Source organism: Bauldia sp. (assembly GCA_037200845.1).
Taxonomy (GTDB): Bacteria; Pseudomonadota; Alphaproteobacteria; order Rhizobiales; family Kaistiaceae; genus DASZQY01.
Genome location: JBBCGQ010000001.1, coordinates 1,428,467 through 1,448,652, shown reverse-complemented (window position 1 = coordinate 1,448,652; position 20,186 = coordinate 1,428,467). Strand labels below are relative to the sequence as shown.

Here is a 20,186-nt window from a genome sequence, read left to right as displayed (position 1 = left end):
CGCTCAGGCGGTCAGCACGCCGACTGCGACAAACGCGATCAGGGCAACCGCGAGGACGACGTCCAGGCCGCGGATGGCGATGGGCCGGCGCGGCGCCTGCTGCCGGTAGAAGGCGTCCTCGCCCTGGCGGCGGGACTTGGCGAAGGCGGCGGCCTGACCGGCGACAATCATCGTTTCCATTTTCATCTTCCTCTTGTTTCGGCCGCTGTGGCCGTTGCGATGGGCAGACTTTGCCGTGCGACGCGGAATTTATGAAATGGATAGATTGTATATGATATATTCATGTCATGAATTGGCAGGCTCTCGATCTCAATCTCCTCCGCGTGCTTGAAGCGATGCTCGCCGAGCGCAGCACGGTGCGTGTCGGCGAGCGCGTCGGGCTCAGCCAGCCCGCCGTCAGCTCGGCGCTGAACCGCCTCCGCCATGCGCTCGGCGATCCGCTGTTCGTACGCGAGGGAAACCACATGGTGCCGACGGCCTTTGCCGAAACGCTCGACGCTCCGCTCCGCGACGCGCTTCAGCAGATCGAGAGCGCGCTGTCCGGCGGCGCCAAATTCGACCCGGCGAGATCGACGCGCACCTTCCGCATCGTCAGCGAAGATTTTCTGGCGGAGATGGTCCTGCCCGGCCTGCTGACGCTGATGTCCGAGCAGGCGCCGTCGATGCGGCTTCAGTTGCTGCCGCTCGGCCCGCAGTCTCTGGCAGCGCTTTTCGCCGACGGCACCGTCGACCTGGCGTTCTCCGAGAGCCAGGAGACGCCGGACTGGGTCGAGCACGTCGTCGCCGCGCGCGGCGCCTCGGCCGCGGTGGCCAGCCGCAGGAACCGGCAATTTGCGCGCGCCGGCCTCAAGGATGGCGACACGATCCCGATGGATCTGTACCTGCAGATGCGGCATATCCTTTTCGCGCCGAACGGCGTGATGTTCGGCAGCGAGGATGAGGCGCTGGCGAAGCTTGGCCTCAGGCGCAACGTGGTGGCGAGCGTGCCGCAATTCTTCGCCGTCGCGCGCATCGCGGCACAGAGCCAACTGGTCGGCAACGTGCCGCCGCCCTTCGCCCGCGCTCTCGCCGAGCGCCTTGAACTCAACGTCTACCGCAATCCGTTCGAGGTCGAACCCGTGACGCTGCAGTTGTTCTGGCACCGGCGCCACACCGGCGACCCCGAGCATCGCTGGCTGCGCGAGCGGCTGCTGGAACTGCTGACGCCGTTCGACTTGGCGCGCGATTCGGATTGGTACGCCTACCGGAGTCGCAAAAAGCCCGCGGAAACCTTGGCTCGGCGACGGCGACTGTCACATTCGTAAATACTTCATTTACGCTCTGGACAAGCCGATTCCCGTCGATTCAAATGACGGTGATTCGGTCGTGGCGTCTCCCGAAAATCATTTATCAAATCGAGAGGAGCGCGCATGGCGCGGGCCGAGGCGGCACAGCCGCCCGTGGCGAAGCGTTTGCCTTTTTCCGGTAACGGAGCGGCCGGGAAAACCGGCATTCCGGGGCACGCGAAGCTGCTCGCGCATCCCGCCTACCAGAAGCTGCTCGCGGCCGAGCCGGCGCTGCGCCGGGCGATCCCGATCCTGATCGTGATGTTTCTGGTGATGGTGGGCCTCGCCCGCTTCGTCGAACTCTACCAGCAGAAGGCCGACCACGAGACCAACGCGCGCCAGAGCGTCGCGATGATCGCCGCCGTCACCTCGGCCGCCTTCGCCGGGCAAGGCGCGACGCCGCTATCGACCGACGCGATCCTCAACATGCTCGCCGACGCCTTGCCGGCGGGCGCCACCGCCGACGACCGCCGCATCTACGTCACCAACGACGCCGGCATCATCGTCGCGACGGCGCCGCGCGCCACCGACATCGAGGGCAAGGCGCTCACCGACATCATCGGCGAGGCGCAGCCGCTCACCACGTTCGGCGCCCGCGCCGGCGTGCTCGAGATCAACCTCACCAACAACGACCCGGCGCTTGCCGCCGCCACCGAGATCGGCGCGCCGCTGGGCTTCGTCGCGGTCGTGCAGCCGGTCGCCGCAGTCTACGCCGGCTGGCGCCAGGCGGTGTCGCTCAACGTCACCATCTTCGTCGGCACCAGCGCCATCCTGCTGGTCATCCTCTACGGCTACTTCGCGCAGGTGTCGCGGGCGGCGGAAGCCGACCGCATCTACACCGAGACGCAGGCCCATTTCGAGACGGCGCTGATGCGCGGCCGCTGCGGGCTGTGGGACTGGGATCTCGCCAAGGGCCGCATGTTCTGGTCGCGCTCGATGTTCGAGCTGGTCGGGCTGGAGCCGCGCGACGCGCTGCTCGGCTACGGCGAGGTGGCGCGGCTGATGCACCCGGAGGACGGCGACCTGATGGCGCTCGCCGAATCGATGTACGGCAGCGCCGAGACCACGGTCGACCGAATGTTCCGCATGCGCCACGAGGACGGCCGCTGGGTGTGGCTGCGCGCCCGCGCCGAACTGGTCGACGGCGGCGGGGCCGAGCCGCACCTCATCGGCATCGCCGTCGATGTCACCGAGCAGATGCGGCTGGTGGAGCGCTCCAAGACCGCCGACATCCGCCTCCGCGACGCCATCGAGACGGTGTCGGAAGCCTTCGTGCTGTGGGATTCGGAAAACCGGCTGGTGATGTGCAACTCGAAATACCAGCAGCTCCACGGTATCCCCGACGCCGCCCTGCAGCCCGGCGCCGCCTATAACGAAGTCATCGCCGCCGGCCGCAAGCCGCTGGTGCGTTCGCAGGTCGTCGTCGATGGCAAGCCGGAAGACGGCGCGCGGAGCTTCGAGTTGCAGCTCGAGGATGGGCGCTGGCTGCAAATCAACGAGCGGCGCACCAAGGACGGCGGCTTCGTCTCGGTCGGCACCGACATCACCCAGCTCAAGCGCCACGAGAGCAAGCTGATCGACGGCGAGCGCCGGCTGATGGCGACCATCGCGGACCTCCGCCAATCCCGCCAGAAGCTGGAACAGCAGGCGCAGCAGATGGTCGAGCTTGCCGAGAAATACGCCGAGGAGAAGGACCGCGCCGAGGCGGCGAACCGGACGAAGTCCGAGTTCCTCGCCAACATCAGCCACGAGCTGCGCACCCCGCTCAACGCGATCATCGGCTTCTCGGAGATCATGGAGTCCGGGATGTTCGGCCCGCTCGGCTCCGCCAAGTACGTCGAGTACTGCCAGGACATCCACCAGAGCGGGACCTACCTGCTCGGCGTCATCAACGACGTGCTCGACATGTCGCGCATCGAGGCCGGCCGCATGATGCTGCACCCGGAGGACCTCGACCTCGACGAGCTGGTCGAGGAATCGATCCGCGTCGTCTCGACCATGGCGGCGGCGCAGCAGATCGAGGTGGTCCCCGAGATCGGCCACGGCCTCCACATGCGCGGCGACCGGCGCGCGCTGACGCAGATCATGCTCAATCTTCTGTCGAACGCGGTGAAGTTCACGCCGGCCGGCGGGCGCATCCGCGTGCGCGCCCGCGCCGTCGGCGGCGCCGCGACGTTCTCGGTCTCCGACTCCGGCATAGGCATCCCGCGCGAGGCGCTCAACAAGCTCGGCCGGCCGTTCGAGCAGGTGTCGAACCAGTTCACCAAGAACCATCGCGGTTCCGGCCTCGGCCTCGCCATCGCCTCGTCGCAGGCCTCGCTTCACGGCGGCACGATGCGCATCCGCTCGACGGAAGGCCGCGGTACGATCGTGTCGGTAAGGCTGCCGCTGGCGCCGCCCGTGCCGGAGCCGCATCGCTCGGCGGCGTAGGCGAGGCCAACCTTCCCTTGAGGGAGGTCGAAATCGCGAAGCGGTTTCGGGAGGGGTGCCCCCAAGGCAAAGCGGCCCTCCCCAAAACCGCTGTGCGGTTTTGCCCCCCTCGGGGGAGGATTAAGCGGAGCCCACCTTCCCCACCAGCCGCGTAAACACACCCCGCACCGCCCGCTCGGTCTCCCGCAAATGCGCATCGAGCGTAACAAAATCCGGAAGGTCCGCGGCCTTTGCCAGCCGCTCGAGAAATTCGCGTGGCGCCGCGGCCGGGTCGAAGACGCCATCGACGCACAGCCGCAGAATCTGGATCAGCGCCTGATAGAGCGACAACGCCGGCAGCAGCACCTCCGCATCCGCCGCCGATAGCAGCCCGGCCTTCGCCGCCGCGGCCAGCGCGACGTTGGTTTCCGTCGACACGATCTCCGGATGCTTCGCGGCGTGCACCAGTTGCAGCGTTTGCGCGATGAACTCGATATCGACCAGCCCGCCCGCGGCCTGCTTCAGGTCCCACGCGCCCTCGCCGCCCTTGGCGTCCTCGACCATGCCGCGCATCTCGGTTACGTCGGCGATGACCTTGGCCGGGTCGCGCGGCCTGGCGACGATCTTCGCGATCTCGGCGCGCGCCCGGGCGACCAGCTTGGCGTCGCCGGCGATGACGCGCGCCCGCGTCAGCGCCATGTGCTCCCACGTCCACGCCTCCTTCGCCTGGTAGACGGCGAAGCCGTCGATGTGCGTGGCGAGCGGACCGGCATTGCCGGAGGGGCGCAGGCGGAAGTCGACCGGATAGAGCGTCCCCTCCGCCGTCGGCGCCGAGACGGCGGCTACCAGCCGCTGCGTCAGGCGCGCGAAATACAGCGTGCCCTGCAGCGGCCGCTTGCCATCGGAGGCCGTTGCCTTCTCGTCGAAATCGTAAAGCAGCAGCAGATCGAGGTCGGAGGCCGCCGTCATCTCGCGCGCGCCGAGCCGGCCCATCGCCACCAGCGCCACCGCGCCGCCTTTCATGCGGCCATGCGCCGATGCGAATTCATCCTGCACGGCGGCGAGCAGCGAGGTCAGCAGCACCTCGGCGAGGTCGCTGTAGGCATAGCCGGCGCTGCGCACGCTGACCGTGCCCGCCAGCACGCGAACGCCGATGAGAAACGTCTGCTCCTGCCCGAAGATGCGGGCGCGATTGAGTACATCCTCGAACGACTCCGCCTCGGCGAGCGTCCCGGCAAGGCGCCGCTCCAATGTCTTGCGATCCGGCAGGTTGCCGAAGAACGCCGGCTCGATCAGCGCATCCAGCACATGCGGGCGCTGCGCGATCGTCTCGGCGAGCCGCGGCGCTGCGCCGAGGATCATCGCCAGCAGGCCGAGCAGGCCCTTGTTGGACTGGAGCAGCGCGAAGAGCTGCACGCCGGTCGGCACGCGCGCCAGGAACCGGTCGAAGGCGGCGAAGGCGGCGTCGCCATTCTCGTTGCCGCCGAGCGTCTCGATCAGCACCGGCACGAAATCGGTGAGCCGCTCACGCGCGCTCGCCGACCGGGTCGCCGGGTAACGGCCGTGATGCCAGCCGCGGACGGCGCGCGTCACATCCTCCGGCTTGCGGTAGCCAAGACGGCGGAGCGTCGCCAGCGTTTCGGGATCGTCCTCCTCGCCGGTGAAGACGAGGCTGCCGGCGGGCGATGTCAGCGTCGGCGCCGCCTCGAAGAGATGGGCGTAGCGGTCGCGGACTATGGTCAGCGTCGCGGTCAGCGCCTTGGCGAACGCGGCGGTGTCGCCGAAGCCCGCCATGCGCGCGATCGCCGCCAGACCGGCGTCGTCCTCGGGCAGCGTATGCGTCTGCTCGTCGCCGACCATCTGCAGGCAATGCTCGACTTCGCGGAGGAACAGGTACGCGCGCGTGAGGTCGTCGCGCGCCGCGGTGTCGATCCAGCCGCCGTCGGCGAGCGCCGCCAGCATCGCCAGTGTGCCGCGGCCGCGCAGCGCCGGGTCGCGCCCGCCGGCGATCAGTTGCTGCGTCTGAACGAAAAACTCGATCTCGCGGATGCCGCCGCGGCCGAGCTTGACGTTGTGGCCGGCGACCGCGATCTCCTGGTGGCCGCGGTGATCCTGTATCTGCCGCTTGATCGAATGGATATCGGCGATCGCGGCATAGTCGAGATACTTCCGCCAGATGTACGGCGTCAGCTCCGCCAGGAACACTTCGCCGGCATGGATGTCGCCAGCGACGGCGCGCGCCTTGATCAGCGCGGCACGCTCCCAGTTCTGGCCGAGGCTCTCGTAGTACTGCAGCGCCGCGTCGGTCGAGATCGCGATGCTGGTCGAGCTCGGATCCGGGCGCAGGCGAAGATCGATGCGGAAGACGTAGCCGTCGGCGGTGCGCTCATGCAGCAGCGCGACCAGGCGCTTGGTCAGCTTGACGAACACCTCGGCCGGAATTTTGTCGTCGGCGACCCGCACCTTCTCGGGATCGAACAGGACGATGAGATCGATGTCGCTGGAATAGTTGAGCTCGCCGGCGCCGAACTTGCCCATGGCGAGCACGATGAAGCCGGAGTTTTCGTCGGGCACTGAGTCATCGGCGATGGCGATGTCGCCGGACGATGCCGCCTGCGCCAGCAGGAAGCGGACCGCCGCGCCGACGGCGGCATCGGCGAACGCGGACAGCGCAGTCGTCACGGCCGTCACGTCCCACACGCCGCCGAGATCGGCCAGTGCGGCAAGCAACGCGACCTCATTTCGCGCCTTGCGGAGCGCCGCCATCAACTCGGCTTCGTTCGTATCGCGCCAAGCACCTGCGGTGGCAGTAGTGATCGCCTTCAGCCGCGCGTCCGGATCAGCGTCGAGAAGCGCGGCGAGCCGCTCCGGATCGTCGCGCATCAACTCGGCAAGGAAAGGCGAGCACTCCATCACCGCGGCAAGAAAAGGCGCGACCGCGGATGCCGGCGCCTTGGCCGGCTCCAGCTCCGCCATCCGCGCCTTCGTTGCCGCGGCCGTCGCCGGCCTGATGCGCGGCTTCAGCTTCGCGGCGAGCGATGATTTCGGCGGCGTCTTCGCGGGCATCCCGTCATTTCAGCGGCAAGCGCATGGTCACCACGAGGCCCGGGTTGCCGTCGCCCAGCTCGATGGTGCCATGGTGCAGGCGCGCGACCGCCGCGACAAGGCTCAATCCGAGGCCGCTGCCCGGCTGCGTCCGGCTTTTCTCCAGCCGCACGAATCGCTGCAGTGCGCGTTCGCGGTCCTCCGCCGGGATGCCCGGCCCGTTGTCGGCGACGCGCAGGATCAGCGTGTCGCCCTCGCGCGCCGAGCTGATCGCGATGCGCGGCTGGCCCGACTCCGGCGCGCCGTATTTGATGGCGTTGTCGATGAGGTTGGCGAGCGCCTGGCCGAGCAGCTCGCGGCTCGCCTTGATCACGATGGGCTGCGGCGCCGCATCGACGACGAGCTCGACGCCGGTTTCGTCGGCGACCGGTTCGTAGAGCTCGCCGACGTCGCGCACGATCGCCTCGACGTCGATCTCGGTCATGGCGCCGTCCGGCGACCCCGCCTCGATGCGCGCGATCATGAGCAGCGCGTTGAACGTCTTGATGAGCTGGTCGGACTCCTCGATCGTCGCCTCCAGCGTCGCGCGGTAGCGCTCGGCGTCGGCCGGGCCGGCGAGCGCCGCCTCGACGCGGTTGCGCAGCCGTGTCAGCGGCGTCTTCAGGTCGTGCGCGATGTTGTCGGAGACGTCCTTGACGCCGTAGAGCAGGTGCTCGATACGCGACAGCATGGCGTTGACGTTGTCGGCCAGCCGGTCGAACTCGTCGCCCGAACCGGTCACCTCCAGCCGCCCGGTGAGATCGCCCTCCATGATGCGGCGGCTCGAGGCGGAGAGGGAATCGATCCGGCGCAGGACGACGCGCGACACGAAGATATAAGACAGCGTCGCCAGCGCGATCATCAGGACCAGCGCCCAGAGCAGCGCGCGGCCGATGATCTGGCGAAACTGCTCGCGCTCGCCGACGTCGCGCCCGACGAGCAGCAGGAAGCCGCCCTGCAGGCGCACCACCTGCACCATCGCGGTGCGCTGCTCCGAGTCGCCGGTGTAGCGCTCGTACTGGACGAGGATCGGGTCGATGCCCGGCGAATTCAGCACGTCGTCCGCGACCTCGGCGACGTTGCCGGCGAGAATGCGGCCGGAAATATCGGTGACGAGATAGAGGCTGGCACCGGGCTGGTGGGCGCGCTGCTCGATCACATCGACGACGGCGGGCAGGCCGCCGATTTTGTACTGGTCGTTCAGCCCGAGCAGCTCGGTCGCAATGGTGTCGCGGAGCTGCTGGTTGAGCAGCACGTTGGTCGAATACGAAATGTAGAAGATGAAGAAGATCGAGAAGACGGAGAAGACGGCAATGTAGATCGCCGACAGCTTGAAGGCTGTGGTGCGGACGACCTTGCCGATGCGCGTCACTTGATCATGTACCCCGCGCCGCGCACGGTGTGGAGCAGCGGCTCGCGGAAGCCCTTGTCGATCTTGGCACGCAGCCGCGAGATGTGCACGTCGATGACGTTGGTCTGCGGATCGAAGTGATAGTCCCAGACATTTTCCAGCAGCATGGTGCGCGTGACCACCTGGCCGGCGTGCTTCATCAGATATTCGAGCAGGCGGAACTCGCGCGGCTGCAGCGGGATCGCCTGGCCGCTCCGCGCCACCGTGTGGCTCAGGCGATCGAGTTCCAGATCGCCGACGCGGAACACCGTCTCGGCCGCGTCGGGAATGCGCCGCCGCGCCAGCGCCTCGACGCGCGCCAGCAGCTCGGAAAATGCGTAAGGCTTCGGGAGATAATCGTCGCCGCCGGCGCGCAGGCCCGCGACGCGGTCGTCAACCTGGCCCAGCGCCGAGAGAATCAGCGCCGGCGTATGGTCGCCCTTGCCGCGCAGTTCCTCGATGACGGAGAGGCCGTCGCGCTTGGGCAGCATGCGGTCCACGACCAGCACGTCGTAGCCGCCGTCGGCGGCCATCGCGGCGCCCGAGTCCCCGTCCAGCGCGTGGTCCGGCACATGCCCCGCCTCGCGCAGCGCCTTGGAAAGGTAGGCCGCAGTCTCCTTGTCGTCCTCGATCAGCAGAATCCGCATGGGATGACCATACATTGCGAGCCGCCCAAAAGAGAACGGCAGGCCGGGGTTAGCCGGCCTGCCGTCCGCGTTGGCGAAAGCCTCGGGGCGACGATCGAGTACCTTCGCCGCTCGCAGGGGATCAGGTCGTCGCGAAAGTGAGTGCGACGAACTGAGTGGTGTCGCCGGACTTCACGCGCAGGCGGACGGCCTTGAGGCCATCCTTCTTCGCGGCCGCGATCTTGCTCTCGACGTCGGCCGGGGTGGAGACATCGCTGTCGCCGACCGAGAGGATCACGTCACCGGACTGCAGGCCGAGTTCGGCGGCCTGCCCATTGGGATCGACGTCGCTGACCACGACGCCGGTGTTGTCATCGCTCGGCGCAATGCTCAGGCCGAAGTCGGAGAGCATCGAGGTCGCCGGGGCTTCCTTGGACGACGGAGACTTGTCCTTCGGATTCGCGGCGGCGAGCTGTTCGTCGGTCGGGAAGGTGCCGATGGTCACGTCGACGTCATGGCTTGCGCCATCGCGCCAGTAGGTGACCTTGATCGTCTTGCCGGGCTCGAGCGCCGAGATGCGCAGCGCCAGGTCGCGCGAGTCCTTGACCGGCTTGCCGTCGACGGCGGTGATCGCGTCGCCGGCCTTGAAGCCGATCTTGGCGGCCGGGCTGCCGGCCGTGACGTCGTTGACCAGAGCGCCCGCAGCACTGTCGAGCTTCATCGAGTCGGCGAGGCCCTGCGAGATCGGCTGGATCTGCACGCCGAGCCAGCCGCGCGTGACCGAGCCATGCTGCTCGATCTGGTTGATGACGCCGGAGGCAGTGGACGCGGGGATCGCGAAGGCGATGCCGACGTTGCCGCCCGACGGCGAGAAGATCGCCGTGTTGACGCCAACCACTTCGCCATGGGCGTTGAAAGCCGGACCGCCAGAGTTACCGCGGTTCACCGCCGCGTCGATCTGCAGGAAGTCGTCGTAGGGACCGGCGCCGATCTGGCGGCCGTGGGCCGAGATGATGCCGGCGGTAACCGTGCCGCCGAGGCCGAACGGGTTGCCGACCGCTACCACCCAGTCGCCGACGCGCGGCTCGGCGTCCGAGAACTTCACGTAGGTGAACTTCTGGCCCTTGCCGTCGACCTTGAGAAGGGCGAGGTCGGTCTTGGTGTCGACGCCGATGACCTTGGCGTTGAGCTCCGTGCCGTCATCCATGATGACGGTGACCTGGGTCTCCTTGTCGACGACGTGATTGTTGGTCACGACGTAGCCGTCTTCCGAGATGAAGAAGCCGGAGCCGAGGCTGGTCTGCTGCCGCTGCGGACGCTGGGCGTTCGGGTTCTGCTGACGGAACTGCTTGAAGAAGCGGTCCATCGGCGTGCCCTGCGGGAAGTCGAAGAAGGGCGTGTCGCTGTCGTCTGCGCTGACGTCGTCGGCAGTCGACTTGACGCGGACGCTGACCACCGCCGGGCGAACCTTGTCGACGACGTCAGCGAAGCTCGCCGGCTCGACGCCCTGCACCGAGACGGCATCGGCGAGAGCCGCGTTCGGGCGCACTATTTCAAGCGAAGCACCGCCGATGACGGCGCCGCCCAGCACGAGCGCAAGCGCGGTGCCGGCGAGCGCCAGCGAACGGACGCTGCGCTTCTTGGGATTCTGATTGTTGATCTGGTCGTTCATGGGATGTCTCCGTAGGCCTCTCAGACACCGATCGGCGTCCGCAATCGGGCGTCATCAGTTGCCAGCGAATATGGGAGGGAGGACCTTACGGAGCACTGTCAGCCCCATTAAGATTCAGTAATGTTGCAGCCTTCAGGGGCCGCCGGAAGTGAGGCGCCGCAAGGCTTCTTGCTCGACCGGATCGAGCGGTACCGGCACCGAGACCGCCCGCCGGCGATAGGCAACGGCCGCGATCCCCGCCCCCAGAATCAGCACGCCGAACGGCGTGATCCAGAGCAGCGCCGTGTGCCAGTTGAACCGCGGCTTCAGAAGAATGAATTCACCATAGCGGGCGACGAGAAAATCGACGACCGCCGCATCCGAATCGCCGGCCACGATCCGCTCGCGCAGCAGCACGCGGATGTCGGCCGCCAGCGGTGCATCGGAATCGTCGATGGATTGATTCTGGCAGACCATGCAGCGCAGCTCAGCCGACAACGCCCGCGCCCGCGCCTCCAGCGCCGGGTCCGGCAGCATCTCGGATGGCTGCACAGCGTGCGCTGCGGTGGCGAAGAAAAACAGGAGCAGCATCACAACTCCGCTTCCCCCGCGAAGGCGGGGGCGCAGGAGCCTCACACCCAGTGCGCGGAAAAACCTGGACCCTCGCTTGCGCGGGGGAAGCGGGGCGCGGGTCACTCCGCCGCCGCCATCTGCCGCCGCGCCGCCTGCTTCGGCGCACCGACCCGCAGCCGCCGGTCGCTCAGCGACAGCAGCCCACCGGCCGCCATCACGATCGCCCCCAGCCAGATCAGCGTCACCAGCGGCTTCCAGAACACGCGCACCGTGACCGCGTTATCGACGATGTCGCCCAACGAGACGTAGAGCTGCGAGAAACCGAACGTGCGGATGCCGGCCTCGGTCGTCTCCGTCTGTCGCGTCGCGAACCGCCGCTTCGCCGGCTCCAGAACCGCGACAATCGTGCCGCCCTTACGCACCGAAAACTGCACCGCCGTCTCGTCATAGTCGGGGCTGGTGCGATCGACGAACCCGTTGAGCGTCACCGCGTAGCCCGACAGCTCGACCGTATCGCCCGGCCGCATCGTGCGGATCGCCTCCGTCGCCCAGGTCGTGGCGACGACGATGCCCAGCACCGTGACGCCGACGCCGGCATGCGCCAGCGCCGTACCGTAGGCGGAGCGCGGCAAGCCGCGCGCACGGCGCCAACTTTCGTCGAGCGGCGCCAGTCCGAGCTTCACGCGAAACGCGATCTCCGCGATCGCGCCGGCGATCAGCCAAAGCCCGAGCCAGACGCCGAGCAGCGGCAGCGTCGTGCCGACGCCCGCGAAATCCGCGCCAATGATCGTCGCGCCTAGTGTCAGGCCGAACGCCAGCATCAGCCGCTGCGCCGCCGCCTGGAGGTCGCCGCGCTTCCACGCCAGCATTGGCCCGAACGGCACGATCGCCAGCAGCGGCACGACCAGCGGCACAAACGTCAGATTGAAGAACGGCGCGCCGACCGAGATGCGTGTCCCCGTCAGCGCCTCCAGCGCCAGCGGGTAAAGCGTACCAACGATGACAGTCGCCGCCGCGGCCGACAGGAATATATTGTTGAGGACCAGCGCCCCCTCGCGGCTGATCGGCGCAAAGACGCCGCCCGGCGCGAGCGTGCCGGCACGGAACGCGAACAGTGCCAGTGCGCCGCCGATGAAGACGACGAGGATGCAGAGAATGAAGATGCCGCGCGTCGGATCCGACGCGAAGGCGTGCACCGAGGTCAGCACGCCGGAGCGGACGAGGAACGTACCGATCAGCGACAGCGAGAACGCAAGGATCGCGAGCAGCACCGTCCAAATCTTCAACGCGTCGCGCTTCTCCATCACGACCGCCGAGTGGAGCAGCGCGGTCGCCGCCAGCCACGGCATCAGCGACGCATTCTCGACCGGGTCCCAGAACCAGAAGCCACCCCAGCCGAGCTCGTAGTAGGCCCAGTACGAGCCCATCGCGATGCCGACCGTGAGGAACATCCACGCGGCCAGCGTCCACGGCCGCGCCCAGCGCGCCCACGCCGCGTCGATGCGCCCTTCGATCAGCGCCGCGACGGCGAAGGCAAACGAGATCGAGCAGCCGACGTAGCCGAGGTAGAGCAGCGGCGGATGGATCGCGAGGCCGATGTCCTGCAGCACCGGGTTGAGGTCGTTGCCTTCCAGCGGCGGATTGGCAAGACGCAGGAAGGGATTCGACGTCGTGAGGATGAAGAGAAGAAACGCCGCCGCGATCCAGCCTTGCACCGCCAGCACCAGCGCCTTGAGCCTGTCGGGGAGGTTGGCGCCGAAGGCCGCGACCAGCGCGCCGAACAGCGCGAGGATCAGGACCCACAGCAGCATCGAACCTTCGTGGTTCGACCACACGCCGGTGACCTTGTAGAGCAGCGGCTTGGCGGAATGCGAATTCTCGACGACGTTGGCGAGCGAGAAATCCGACACGACGTAGGCGTGAACGAGTGCCGCGAACGCCAGTCCGACAAACAGGAACTGCGTCAGCGCCGCGGGCGAGGCCACCGCCTGCAGCCGCGCATCGTTCCGCAGCGCGCCCACGAACGGCACGATGGACTGGACAAGCGCAAGGCCCAGCGCCAGTACCAGTGCGAAGTGGCCGAGTTCGGCGATCATGTCCCACACTCCGCTTGCCCCACGAAAGCGGGGGGTCCAGGAGTCACCGCGACTCCAGTGCCAGTGGGAGACACCTAGATCCCCGCTTTCGCGGGGAAGAGCAGGGGAAAAATCGCCGCTCACAAATTCCTTGGTAAGAGTGGTGCTCATTGCGTGCCCGGCTGCAGCGGCATCGGCGGACCGTTGGCCGCGCCCGCCGCGCCTTCGACAGTGCCCTGCCCCTCCTGCCACCGCCCGGCCTTCTTCAGCGCCTCGACCACCTCGGGCGGCATGTATCTCTCATCGTGCTTCGCCAGCACCGTATCCGCCGCAAATGAAAGATCGGGCGCGATCACGCCCTCGGCGACCACGCCCTGCCCCTCGCGAAACAGATCGGGCAGCAGGCCCTGATAGCTCACCGCAATCGACGTCCGCCCGTCGCTCACATCGAACCGCACATGCCCGTCGTCCCGCTTCACGAGCGAACCGTCGACCACCAGCCCGCCGAGGCGGATGCGCGTGCCGGCCGGGATCTGCTTGTCGACAATGTCGCTCGGCGAATTGAAAAACACGATGCGGTCCGACAGCGCGTAGAGCACCAGCCCCGCCGCGGCGACGAGCACGACGCCGGCAATCGCGATCAACGTCAGGCGCCGCTGCTTCCGCGTCATTGCGTCGCCTCCGCCAGACCCGCATCGCGCGCCGCCGCCTCGACGGCAGCGATCTTCGCCGCGTCGCCCGCCAGCGCCACCCGCGCGTCGGCGAGCGCCGCGCGCGCATCGACCGCGCGACCGAGCACCATATAGGAGCGGACGAGCTCCGCCCAACCGTCGGCGTCGCCGGGCTCGGTTTTCAACCGCGCGGCCAGCGCGGCGACCATGCCTTCCGGCCCGCCCTGCAGCGCGGCAAGCTGGTTGGCGGCGAGCGGCAGCCACGACGCATCCTTCGGCGCCGTCGCGATGAGATCGCGCCATGCGGCCGTCGCCGCATCCTTGTCGCCGGCCTGCGACAGCGCCAGCGCCAGATAGAACCGCGGCCGCGCATCGTCCTGCGCCAACGCATGCGCCTTCTCGAACGCGGCCTTGGCGTCCGGCGTGACGGCCCCGCCGCCAACAGCGACCAGCGTCTCGCCGAGGTTCGCCTGACGCACCGCCGTCGATCCGAGAAGATCGATCGCGCGTTGCCAGGCGTGCGCCGCATCGGCATCGCGGCCGAGCGCGGAATAAACCGGCGCGATTACCTCCCAACCCTTGCCGTCGTCAGGCGCCGCCGCGAGATGCGCCTCGATCTGCGCGACGCCGAGATTCAATTTCTGGAACTCGGCGACGTCAGGACGCGCGGCGAGCGGCAGGTCGGGATCGAGGGGGGAGCCGAGGAGAAGATAGAGCGCCAGCGCCGCGACCGGCATCGCGATGATCACCGCCGTCGCGACGCTGCGCCACCGGTCCGACGTCGCGGTGCCCTCCGCCGGCGCATCGCCGGCGCGGATCAGCCGGCGCGCGATCTCGGTCCGCGCGCCTTCCGCATCCGCCTCGCCTACGACGCCGCGCGCTACATCGCGTGAGACTTCGTCGAGCTGATCGCGATAGATCGCCACCGCCTGCGCCGATTGCGACGCACCGCGCGGCGGGCGTCCGAGCGCCACCAGGAGCGGGATTGAGGCCGCGGCGGCGAGCACCGCCATGGCGATCCAGAGAAGCATCGACGTTTCCAGGCCGGGGTCTTAGCCCTGCCGCCTACCGGCCGCCCGCTGACATAGTGTCGCGAAACCGGCCGAAGGCAACTGCGGGCCTAACCGACCACCTTCCAGGTGCCGTCCGGCTGCCTGCAGGCCGTGCCGCGCGCCGTCTCCGGCCGCCCGTCGATATAGATGGTGTGGGTGAAGTCGCGGCAGTTGTAGTCATTAACGCGGTAGGGCGAGCCCGCGACGACGTCGCCATAGCGCCCGCGTCCGCCGCGCCACTCAACCGGCGCACCGGTCCGCCCATACTCCAGCGCCTGATATTGCGCCGCCGCCGCCCGCCGCTGATCGGCCGCATCGAGCTCCGAGCCCAGCGCATTGCCGAGGAACCCGCCGACCACGGCGCCCGCCGCGACCGCGCCCAGACTTCCGTTGCCGAGCGACCCGCCAACGATCGCACCGGTCGCCGCGCCAAACAGCGTACCCACGTCCTGGTTAGGCCCATTGCCCATGCACCCGGCAAGCGGCAACACCACGACAGCAAGGGCACCGGCAAAAGCGATGCGGTTCATTTCACGTCTCCGGATGATTCGGGCGGCCCAACTCGAGACCGGCGAGATCACACGCGAGCGTGGCGAAAATGAGAAGCGGTCACGCCGCAGCGGGGAACGGGATGCCCACTGAAATAGAAACACCGAGCGCCTTTGCGGCAGCTTCGATCTGATCGATCTGTGACTTGTGATCGATCCGAAAAAGCCGGTCAACCTGTTCCCGGTGCACGCCCATACGGCGCGCTAATTCGGCGCGCGTTACACCGTCGCCGCGGCTGATCATATAAAGACCGGCCTTGAGGTACGTCAGCAACGGAAGTTCGACGAAACGGCCCTTGCCCTTCGTCTTCTCGAGCGGATGTGGCACGTCGTCAGCGTCGGCAATGCGAGAGGCGATTGCCTCTTCGATCGCCCGCAACGCGTTGCGCAGTGCCTCCTCTTGCGTCGAGCCAAACGTGGTCACTTCAGGAAAGTCAGGCACGGTTGCAACGAACGTGTCGTTGTCGTCCATGTCAAACTTCACCTCGTACCAGCGTCCGCCTTTTTCCTTCTCCGCGATCGCCATCTATTCGAGCTCCAAGTCTTTCAAGATTTTTTTTACGAGCTTTGTTCCAAGCTCTTTCGAGCCGCCGTGCATCGGCAGTTGTGTTTTTCGTTGGCCCCGCGTGACTGTGATATGACCGCTACCACCCCGATGGGTCGCGAATTTGCAGCCCTTTTTGGCAAGCAGTCGTCTGAGTTCACTGGCGTTCATGTCGCATATAGCGCACTCCACACTTCTGTTGAAGGCAACAGAAGTGTGGAAGATTGAGATTGTGGCAAATTTGCTCCGCAATCGAAAGTAGCTGCGATATGCGCAACAGGCAAATGACCTACGCCGCCGGCAACGCCACCACCGCCCTCAGCCCGCCCATCGGCGACCGATCCAGCCGGAACGTCCCCTGATAAAGCTGCACCAAGTCGGTCACGATCGACAGTCCCAGCCCAGACCCCGGCTTGGTCTCGTCGAGCCGCTTGCCGCGTGTCGTCGCCTGCGCCATCTGCTCAGCCGTGATGCCGGGGCCGTCGTCGTCGACGGTGATGGTCAGCCTCCCGGCGTTGGCGTCGTCGGGCGCGACGTATTCCGTCGCAACGGTGACGTTGGCCTTCGCCCACTTGCAGGCGTTGTCGACGAGATTGCCGACGATCTCCTCGAGGTCCTGCTGCTCGCCCTTGAAGCGCGCCGTCTCCGGTCCGGTCGCCGCAATCGCGATGCCGCGGTCGCTGTGGATGCGATTCATGGCGCGCACCAGCCGCGCCATCGCGGGGTTCACGTCGGTCACCGCGCCGATGACGTTGACCTGCGCCGCGATGCGCGCGCGGTCGAGATAATGATTGACCTGCTGGCGCATCGCTTCCGCCTGCTCGGCGACCTTGCTGCCGTAGGGCGTCCGGTTGGCGCGCGACTCGTTGATGATGACGGAGAGCGGCGTCTTCAGCGCGTGCGCCAGATTGCCGACCTGAGTGCGGGCGCGGTCGATGATTTCCTTGTTCGATTCGAGCAGCGCGTTCAGTTCCTTGACCAGCGGCTCGATCTCGGCGGGCAGGTTGCCCTCGTCGAAACGCGCCTGCTTGCCGCTTCTGAGATCGGAAAGGCCGCGGCGCACGCGGTCGAGCGGCCTGAGGCCCCAGCGCGTCTGGATGGTGGTGGCGAGGATGAGGCCGATGCCGAAGATCGCCAGCGTCGCCGCGACGTTTGCGCCAAAACCGGCGATCTGCGTCTCGAGGTCGCCGGCGTCGCCCGCGACCAGCACGTCGAACTTGCGGGCGGCGTCGAAGGTCACGGTCTGGCTGAGCACGCGCAGATGCTGCTTATCCGGGCCGACCAGCGCGCCCGAGGTGACGCCGTCGTTGGCCTCGGTGCCGGTCGCCTTGGCGATATCGAGCGTGTCGGAGAAGAGCGAGCGCGAGGATAGGACAATGGCGCCGCCGCCCGGCTGGCGCACCTGCCAGTACCAGCCGGAATAGAGGAGTTCGAAGCGCTGCTCGCCGAGGTTCCCGGGTTCGGCGAAGGGCGCGTCGGGATCCTGGCCGGCGAGGTTGCCGATCAGCGTCTTCAGATAGACGCCGAGGCGATCGTCGAAGGCGCGCTCGGCGTTGTGGCGATAGAGCGAGGTGAGGATGAAGCCGGCGACGATGAGTGCGATCGCGCTCCACAGGCCGGCGGCGACGATCAGGCGGAAGGCGAGCGAGTTAGTCCGCATTGCCGGGGACGACAAGGCGATAGCCCAGCCCGCGCACCGTCTCGATGATGTCGGCGGCGAGCTTCTTCCTCAGCCGTCCGACGAACACCTCGATGGTGTTGGAGTCGCGGTCGAAATCCTGATCGTAGAGATGCTCGATCAATTCGGTGCGCGAGACGACGCGGTCGCGATGATGCATGAGATACTCGAGCACGCGATATTCATGCGAGGTCAGCTTTACTGGATTGCCGTCGACGGTGACCTTGCCGGCCTTGGCGTCGAGCCGCACCGGCCCGATCTCGATCTCGTTGGTGGCGTGGCCGGCGGCGCGGCGCACCAGCGCTCGGACGCGCGCCAGCACCTCCTCGATGTGAAAGGGCTTGGCGACATAGTCGTCGGCGCCGGCGTCGATGCCCTGCACCTTGTCGCTCCAGCGGTCGCGCGCCGTCAGGATCAGCACCGGCATGGTGCGCCCGTCGCGCCGCCATTTCTCCAGCACGCTGATGCCGTCGAGCACCGGCAGGCCGATGTCGAGCACGACCGCATCGTAAGGCTCGGTGTCGCCGAGGAAGTGGCCCTCCTCGCCGTCCTTCGCGGAATCGACCACGTAGCCCGCTTCCTTCAGCGCGTCGCTGAGCTGCCGGTTCAGGTCGGCGTCGTCCTCCACCACCAGGATCCGCACGTTCGCCGCCTCCTCAGTACGTGATCTGGCCGCTCCGCGCGTCCACCTGCACGTGGATCACGTTGCCGTTCTGGAGCACATCGACGAGATAAACCAGCCGGCCGCCGACGTTGCACAGCAGCGCGTCCGACGAGACGATCTGCCCGATCGCCTTGATCTGGCCGAGCACGCCCGACAGCGGCACCGCCTGGCCCTGCTGCACCATCTGCCGCGTCTGCCCGGCCGAATAGCACTCGTCGGCCAGCGCCGGCGCGGCGAGGCCGGCGGTCAGCAGAGCGGCGATGGCGAGCGTCCTGAACATGGGTCGCTCAATAGGCGCCAAAACATGAACACCCGCTGAACACCTTGCGCTCCCTGGATTTCCGGCCATCACGCCTTGCGGCGATTGGCGATGGTGCGGGTGATGCGTTCGCCGCTCTCGGAGAGGAATATGGCGGAAATGATCCACCCACTCCAGTCGCCAATCGGCGATGGGAGGGCGGAGACGTTCCAGCGAAAATGCAGAAGGCTGTCGGCGATCACCGCCGCATAGTACACGGCGAGCGGATAGGCGAACGCCGGCCGCATCAGCGAGGTCACCAGCCGCCCCTGCTCCGCGACCAGCACATCGCGCTGCGCCTGCCGCCGCCCGAGCTCGGCGCGTATCTCCTCGATAGCGACGCCGGCGTCGATGCGCTCGCGCTCGACGTCGCTGGTCGAGCGTGCCTGCATCGCGGCCAGCGTCTTCTCGAGGATGCCGGAAGACGCCAGCCTGAGGATGAAGCCGGCGAGCGCGGCAAGCATCACTTCGTTCCGATCGGCGTATCTGTGAAAGTGCGTAGCACGGCAACCACGGCGCCGATGCCGAGCATGACCGGGCCGACCGCGCCGGGGCCGACGATGGTCGCCCAATCCGCGGTCTGCAGCACGCCGACTATTGCCAGCGTCAGAGAGACAACGAGGGTCCGCCAGCCCTTGGCCGCGGCCCAGAGCTTCGCAATCCGTGCAAGCATGGTGATCTTCCTTCGCTAGTCCTGAAGAATTTCCGGCCAGACCGCCTTCAGCGCGTCCGGAGTTTCCGCCGCGGCGATTGCCGGGTCCGCGGTCACGTCGCGGAGCGCCTGCTTCCGTGCCGCGACGGCCGCCTTGGCCGCCGCATCGCCGCTCTCGTCGGCGCGCTGATAGGCGATGTCGAGCGCCGCCAGCCGCGGCGCGCGCGCCGCGCGCATCCGGTCGCAGTGAATGGCGCGGGCCTTGTCCATGTCGTGGACGACGGCCCCGTCCCCTCGCCGTCATCCCCCGGCTTGACCGGGGGACCAGGAGAGGCGGGCACTACCGTCTTGTCATTCCGGCGAAAGCCGGAATCCAGCGCGGGCAACACGTCTCGCTCGCCGTAAGCGCTGGACCTGGCTTTCGCCGGGGATGACGGTGGAGCGCCTATCCCGCCACCGCACGAATCTTGGGCGCCGAGCGCCGGCGCATGACGCGCTCCAGCGACCGCGCAAACTCAGAAAACACGACGCGATAATCCGCGCCCGGCCCCGCGCCGAAGCGCGCCAGGATTCGTCTCATGACAAAATCTCCGTAGGTAAAACTCCATCCCTCCCCGCTCCGGGGAGGGGACCGCGCGCAACGCGGTGGGTGGGTCTTCTTGTTCAACCTCCCCCTTGAGGGGAGGTCGAAACCGGCATCGCCGGTTTCGGGAGGGGGTCGCGCTAGTCCCGATCGAAAAACCGGTTCAGCCGCGCAATCTCATTGACGAAATCATTGAACCGCCGATTGGAAGCCGCGAGCTCGCGCAGCGTCCACACCAGCAACCCACTCGCCCCGCTTGCCCACAAAAACAGGGCCAGATGCGCAAGATCGCCGCGCTCCGTGAAGGTGCGTGTGATGTCGTCCAAAACCATTTTCCTTCGGCGAAAGAACCGAGCGCAACCT

22 protein-coding genes are annotated in these 20,186 nt (G+C 67.4%); 2 read left to right on the top strand and 20 right to left on the bottom strand.

What is annotated here, in order from left to right; genetic code table 11:
- Positions 1-3: 3 nt before the first annotated feature.
- Entirely contained in the window at positions 4-180 is a 177-nt protein-coding gene (locus WDM94_06990; protein ID MEJ0012367.1) for a hypothetical protein, read from the bottom strand.
- 107 nt (positions 181-287) lie between these two features.
- Here WDM94_06990 and WDM94_06985 point away from each other — a divergent pair, with 107 nt between their 5' ends.
- Positions 288-1,304 (top strand): LysR substrate-binding domain-containing protein, encoded by a 1,017-nt coding sequence (locus tag WDM94_06985; GenBank protein MEJ0012366.1) that lies wholly within the window; start codon positions 288-290, stop codon positions 1,302-1,304.
- 105 nt (positions 1,305-1,409) lie between these two features.
- Entirely contained in the window at positions 1,410-3,755 is a 2,346-nt protein-coding gene (locus WDM94_06980; protein MEJ0012365.1) for an ATP-binding protein, read from the top strand.
- A gap of 120 nt (positions 3,756-3,875) precedes the next feature.
- Here WDM94_06980 and WDM94_06975 read toward each other — a convergent pair whose 3' ends face one another.
- From WDM94_06975 to WDM94_06885, 19 genes are all read right to left on the bottom strand, one after another.
- Positions 3,876-6,800 (bottom strand): bifunctional [glutamine synthetase] adenylyltransferase/[glutamine synthetase]-adenylyl-L-tyrosine phosphorylase, encoded by a 2,925-nt coding sequence (locus tag WDM94_06975; protein ID MEJ0012364.1) that lies wholly within the window; start codon positions 6,798-6,800, stop codon positions 3,876-3,878.
- A gap of 4 nt (positions 6,801-6,804) precedes the next feature.
- Positions 6,805-8,190: an ATP-binding protein gene (locus WDM94_06970; protein MEJ0012363.1), complete on the bottom strand. Its 1,386-nt coding sequence runs from the start codon at positions 8,188-8,190 to the stop codon at positions 6,805-6,807.
- Positions 8,187-8,855: a response regulator transcription factor gene (locus WDM94_06965; GenBank protein ID MEJ0012362.1), complete on the bottom strand. Its 669-nt coding sequence runs from the start codon at positions 8,853-8,855 to the stop codon at positions 8,187-8,189. The genes WDM94_06970 and WDM94_06965 overlap by 4 nt, the downstream gene beginning before the upstream one ends.
- Positions 8,856-8,976: 121 nt before the next feature.
- The gene (locus WDM94_06960) at positions 8,977-10,506 is read right to left on the bottom strand and encodes a Do family serine endopeptidase (protein ID MEJ0012361.1); all 1,530 of its coding nucleotides are present in this window, start codon (positions 10,504-10,506) and stop codon (positions 8,977-8,979) included.
- Positions 10,507-10,638: 132 nt separating this feature from the next.
- Positions 10,639-11,076, bottom strand: coding sequence for a cytochrome c-type biogenesis protein (locus WDM94_06955; GenBank protein ID MEJ0012360.1), 438 nt, complete (start codon positions 11,074-11,076; stop codon positions 10,639-10,641).
- Between the two features lie 101 nt (positions 11,077-11,177).
- Entirely contained in the window at positions 11,178-13,154 is a 1,977-nt protein-coding gene (locus tag WDM94_06950) for a heme lyase CcmF/NrfE family subunit (protein ID MEJ0012359.1), read from the bottom strand.
- 146 nt (positions 13,155-13,300) lie between these two features.
- The gene (gene ccmE / locus WDM94_06945; GenBank protein MEJ0012358.1) at positions 13,301-13,804 is read right to left on the bottom strand and encodes a cytochrome c maturation protein CcmE; all 504 of its coding nucleotides are present in this window, start codon (positions 13,802-13,804) and stop codon (positions 13,301-13,303) included.
- Complete coding sequence (gene ccmI / locus WDM94_06940) at positions 13,801-14,835, bottom strand: c-type cytochrome biogenesis protein CcmI (protein MEJ0012357.1); 1,035 nt, start codon at positions 14,833-14,835, stop codon at positions 13,801-13,803. Before ccmI ends, ccmE begins: the two co-directional genes overlap by 4 nt.
- An 89-nt stretch (positions 14,836-14,924) precedes the next feature.
- A complete protein-coding gene (locus WDM94_06935; protein MEJ0012356.1) occupies positions 14,925-15,386 on the bottom strand; it encodes a glycine zipper domain-containing protein in 462 nt (153 codons plus the stop codon).
- A 79-nt stretch (positions 15,387-15,465) separates the two neighbouring features.
- A complete protein-coding gene (locus tag WDM94_06930) occupies positions 15,466-15,930 on the bottom strand; it encodes a type II toxin-antitoxin system HicB family antitoxin (GenBank protein MEJ0012355.1) in 465 nt (154 codons plus the stop codon).
- Positions 15,931-16,119: a type II toxin-antitoxin system HicA family toxin gene (locus tag WDM94_06925; GenBank protein ID MEJ0012354.1), complete on the bottom strand. Its 189-nt coding sequence runs from the start codon at positions 16,117-16,119 to the stop codon at positions 15,931-15,933.
- A gap of 118 nt (positions 16,120-16,237) precedes the next feature.
- Positions 16,238-17,608 carry an ATP-binding protein gene (locus WDM94_06920; GenBank protein MEJ0012353.1) on the bottom strand — a complete coding sequence of 457 codons (1,371 nt, stop codon included), beginning with the start codon at positions 17,606-17,608 and terminating at the stop codon, positions 16,238-16,240.
- Positions 17,598-18,269 carry a response regulator transcription factor gene (locus WDM94_06915; protein ID MEJ0012352.1) on the bottom strand — a complete coding sequence of 224 codons (672 nt, stop codon included), beginning with the start codon at positions 18,267-18,269 and terminating at the stop codon, positions 17,598-17,600. The genes WDM94_06920 and WDM94_06915 overlap by 11 nt, the downstream gene beginning before the upstream one ends.
- 13 nt (positions 18,270-18,282) lie before the next feature.
- Complete coding sequence (locus WDM94_06910) at positions 18,283-18,570, bottom strand: hypothetical protein (protein ID MEJ0012351.1); 288 nt, start codon at positions 18,568-18,570, stop codon at positions 18,283-18,285.
- 68 nt (positions 18,571-18,638) lie between these two features.
- Entirely contained in the window at positions 18,639-19,052 is a 414-nt protein-coding gene (locus WDM94_06905) for a hypothetical protein (GenBank protein MEJ0012350.1), read from the bottom strand.
- A complete protein-coding gene (locus tag WDM94_06900; GenBank protein MEJ0012349.1) occupies positions 19,052-19,261 on the bottom strand; it encodes a hypothetical protein in 210 nt (69 codons plus the stop codon). The genes WDM94_06905 and WDM94_06900 overlap by 1 nt, the downstream gene beginning before the upstream one ends.
- A 15-nt stretch (positions 19,262-19,276) precedes the next feature.
- Positions 19,277-19,510: a hypothetical protein gene (locus WDM94_06895; protein MEJ0012348.1), complete on the bottom strand. Its 234-nt coding sequence runs from the start codon at positions 19,508-19,510 to the stop codon at positions 19,277-19,279.
- A gap of 175 nt (positions 19,511-19,685) precedes the next feature.
- Entirely contained in the window at positions 19,686-19,820 is a 135-nt protein-coding gene (locus WDM94_06890; protein MEJ0012347.1) for a hypothetical protein, read from the bottom strand.
- 143 nt (positions 19,821-19,963) lie between these two features.
- On the bottom strand, positions 19,964-20,149 hold the full coding sequence (locus tag WDM94_06885) for a hypothetical protein (GenBank protein ID MEJ0012346.1): 186 nt from the start codon (positions 20,147-20,149) through the stop codon (positions 19,964-19,966).
- Positions 20,150-20,186 lie beyond the last annotated feature (37 nt).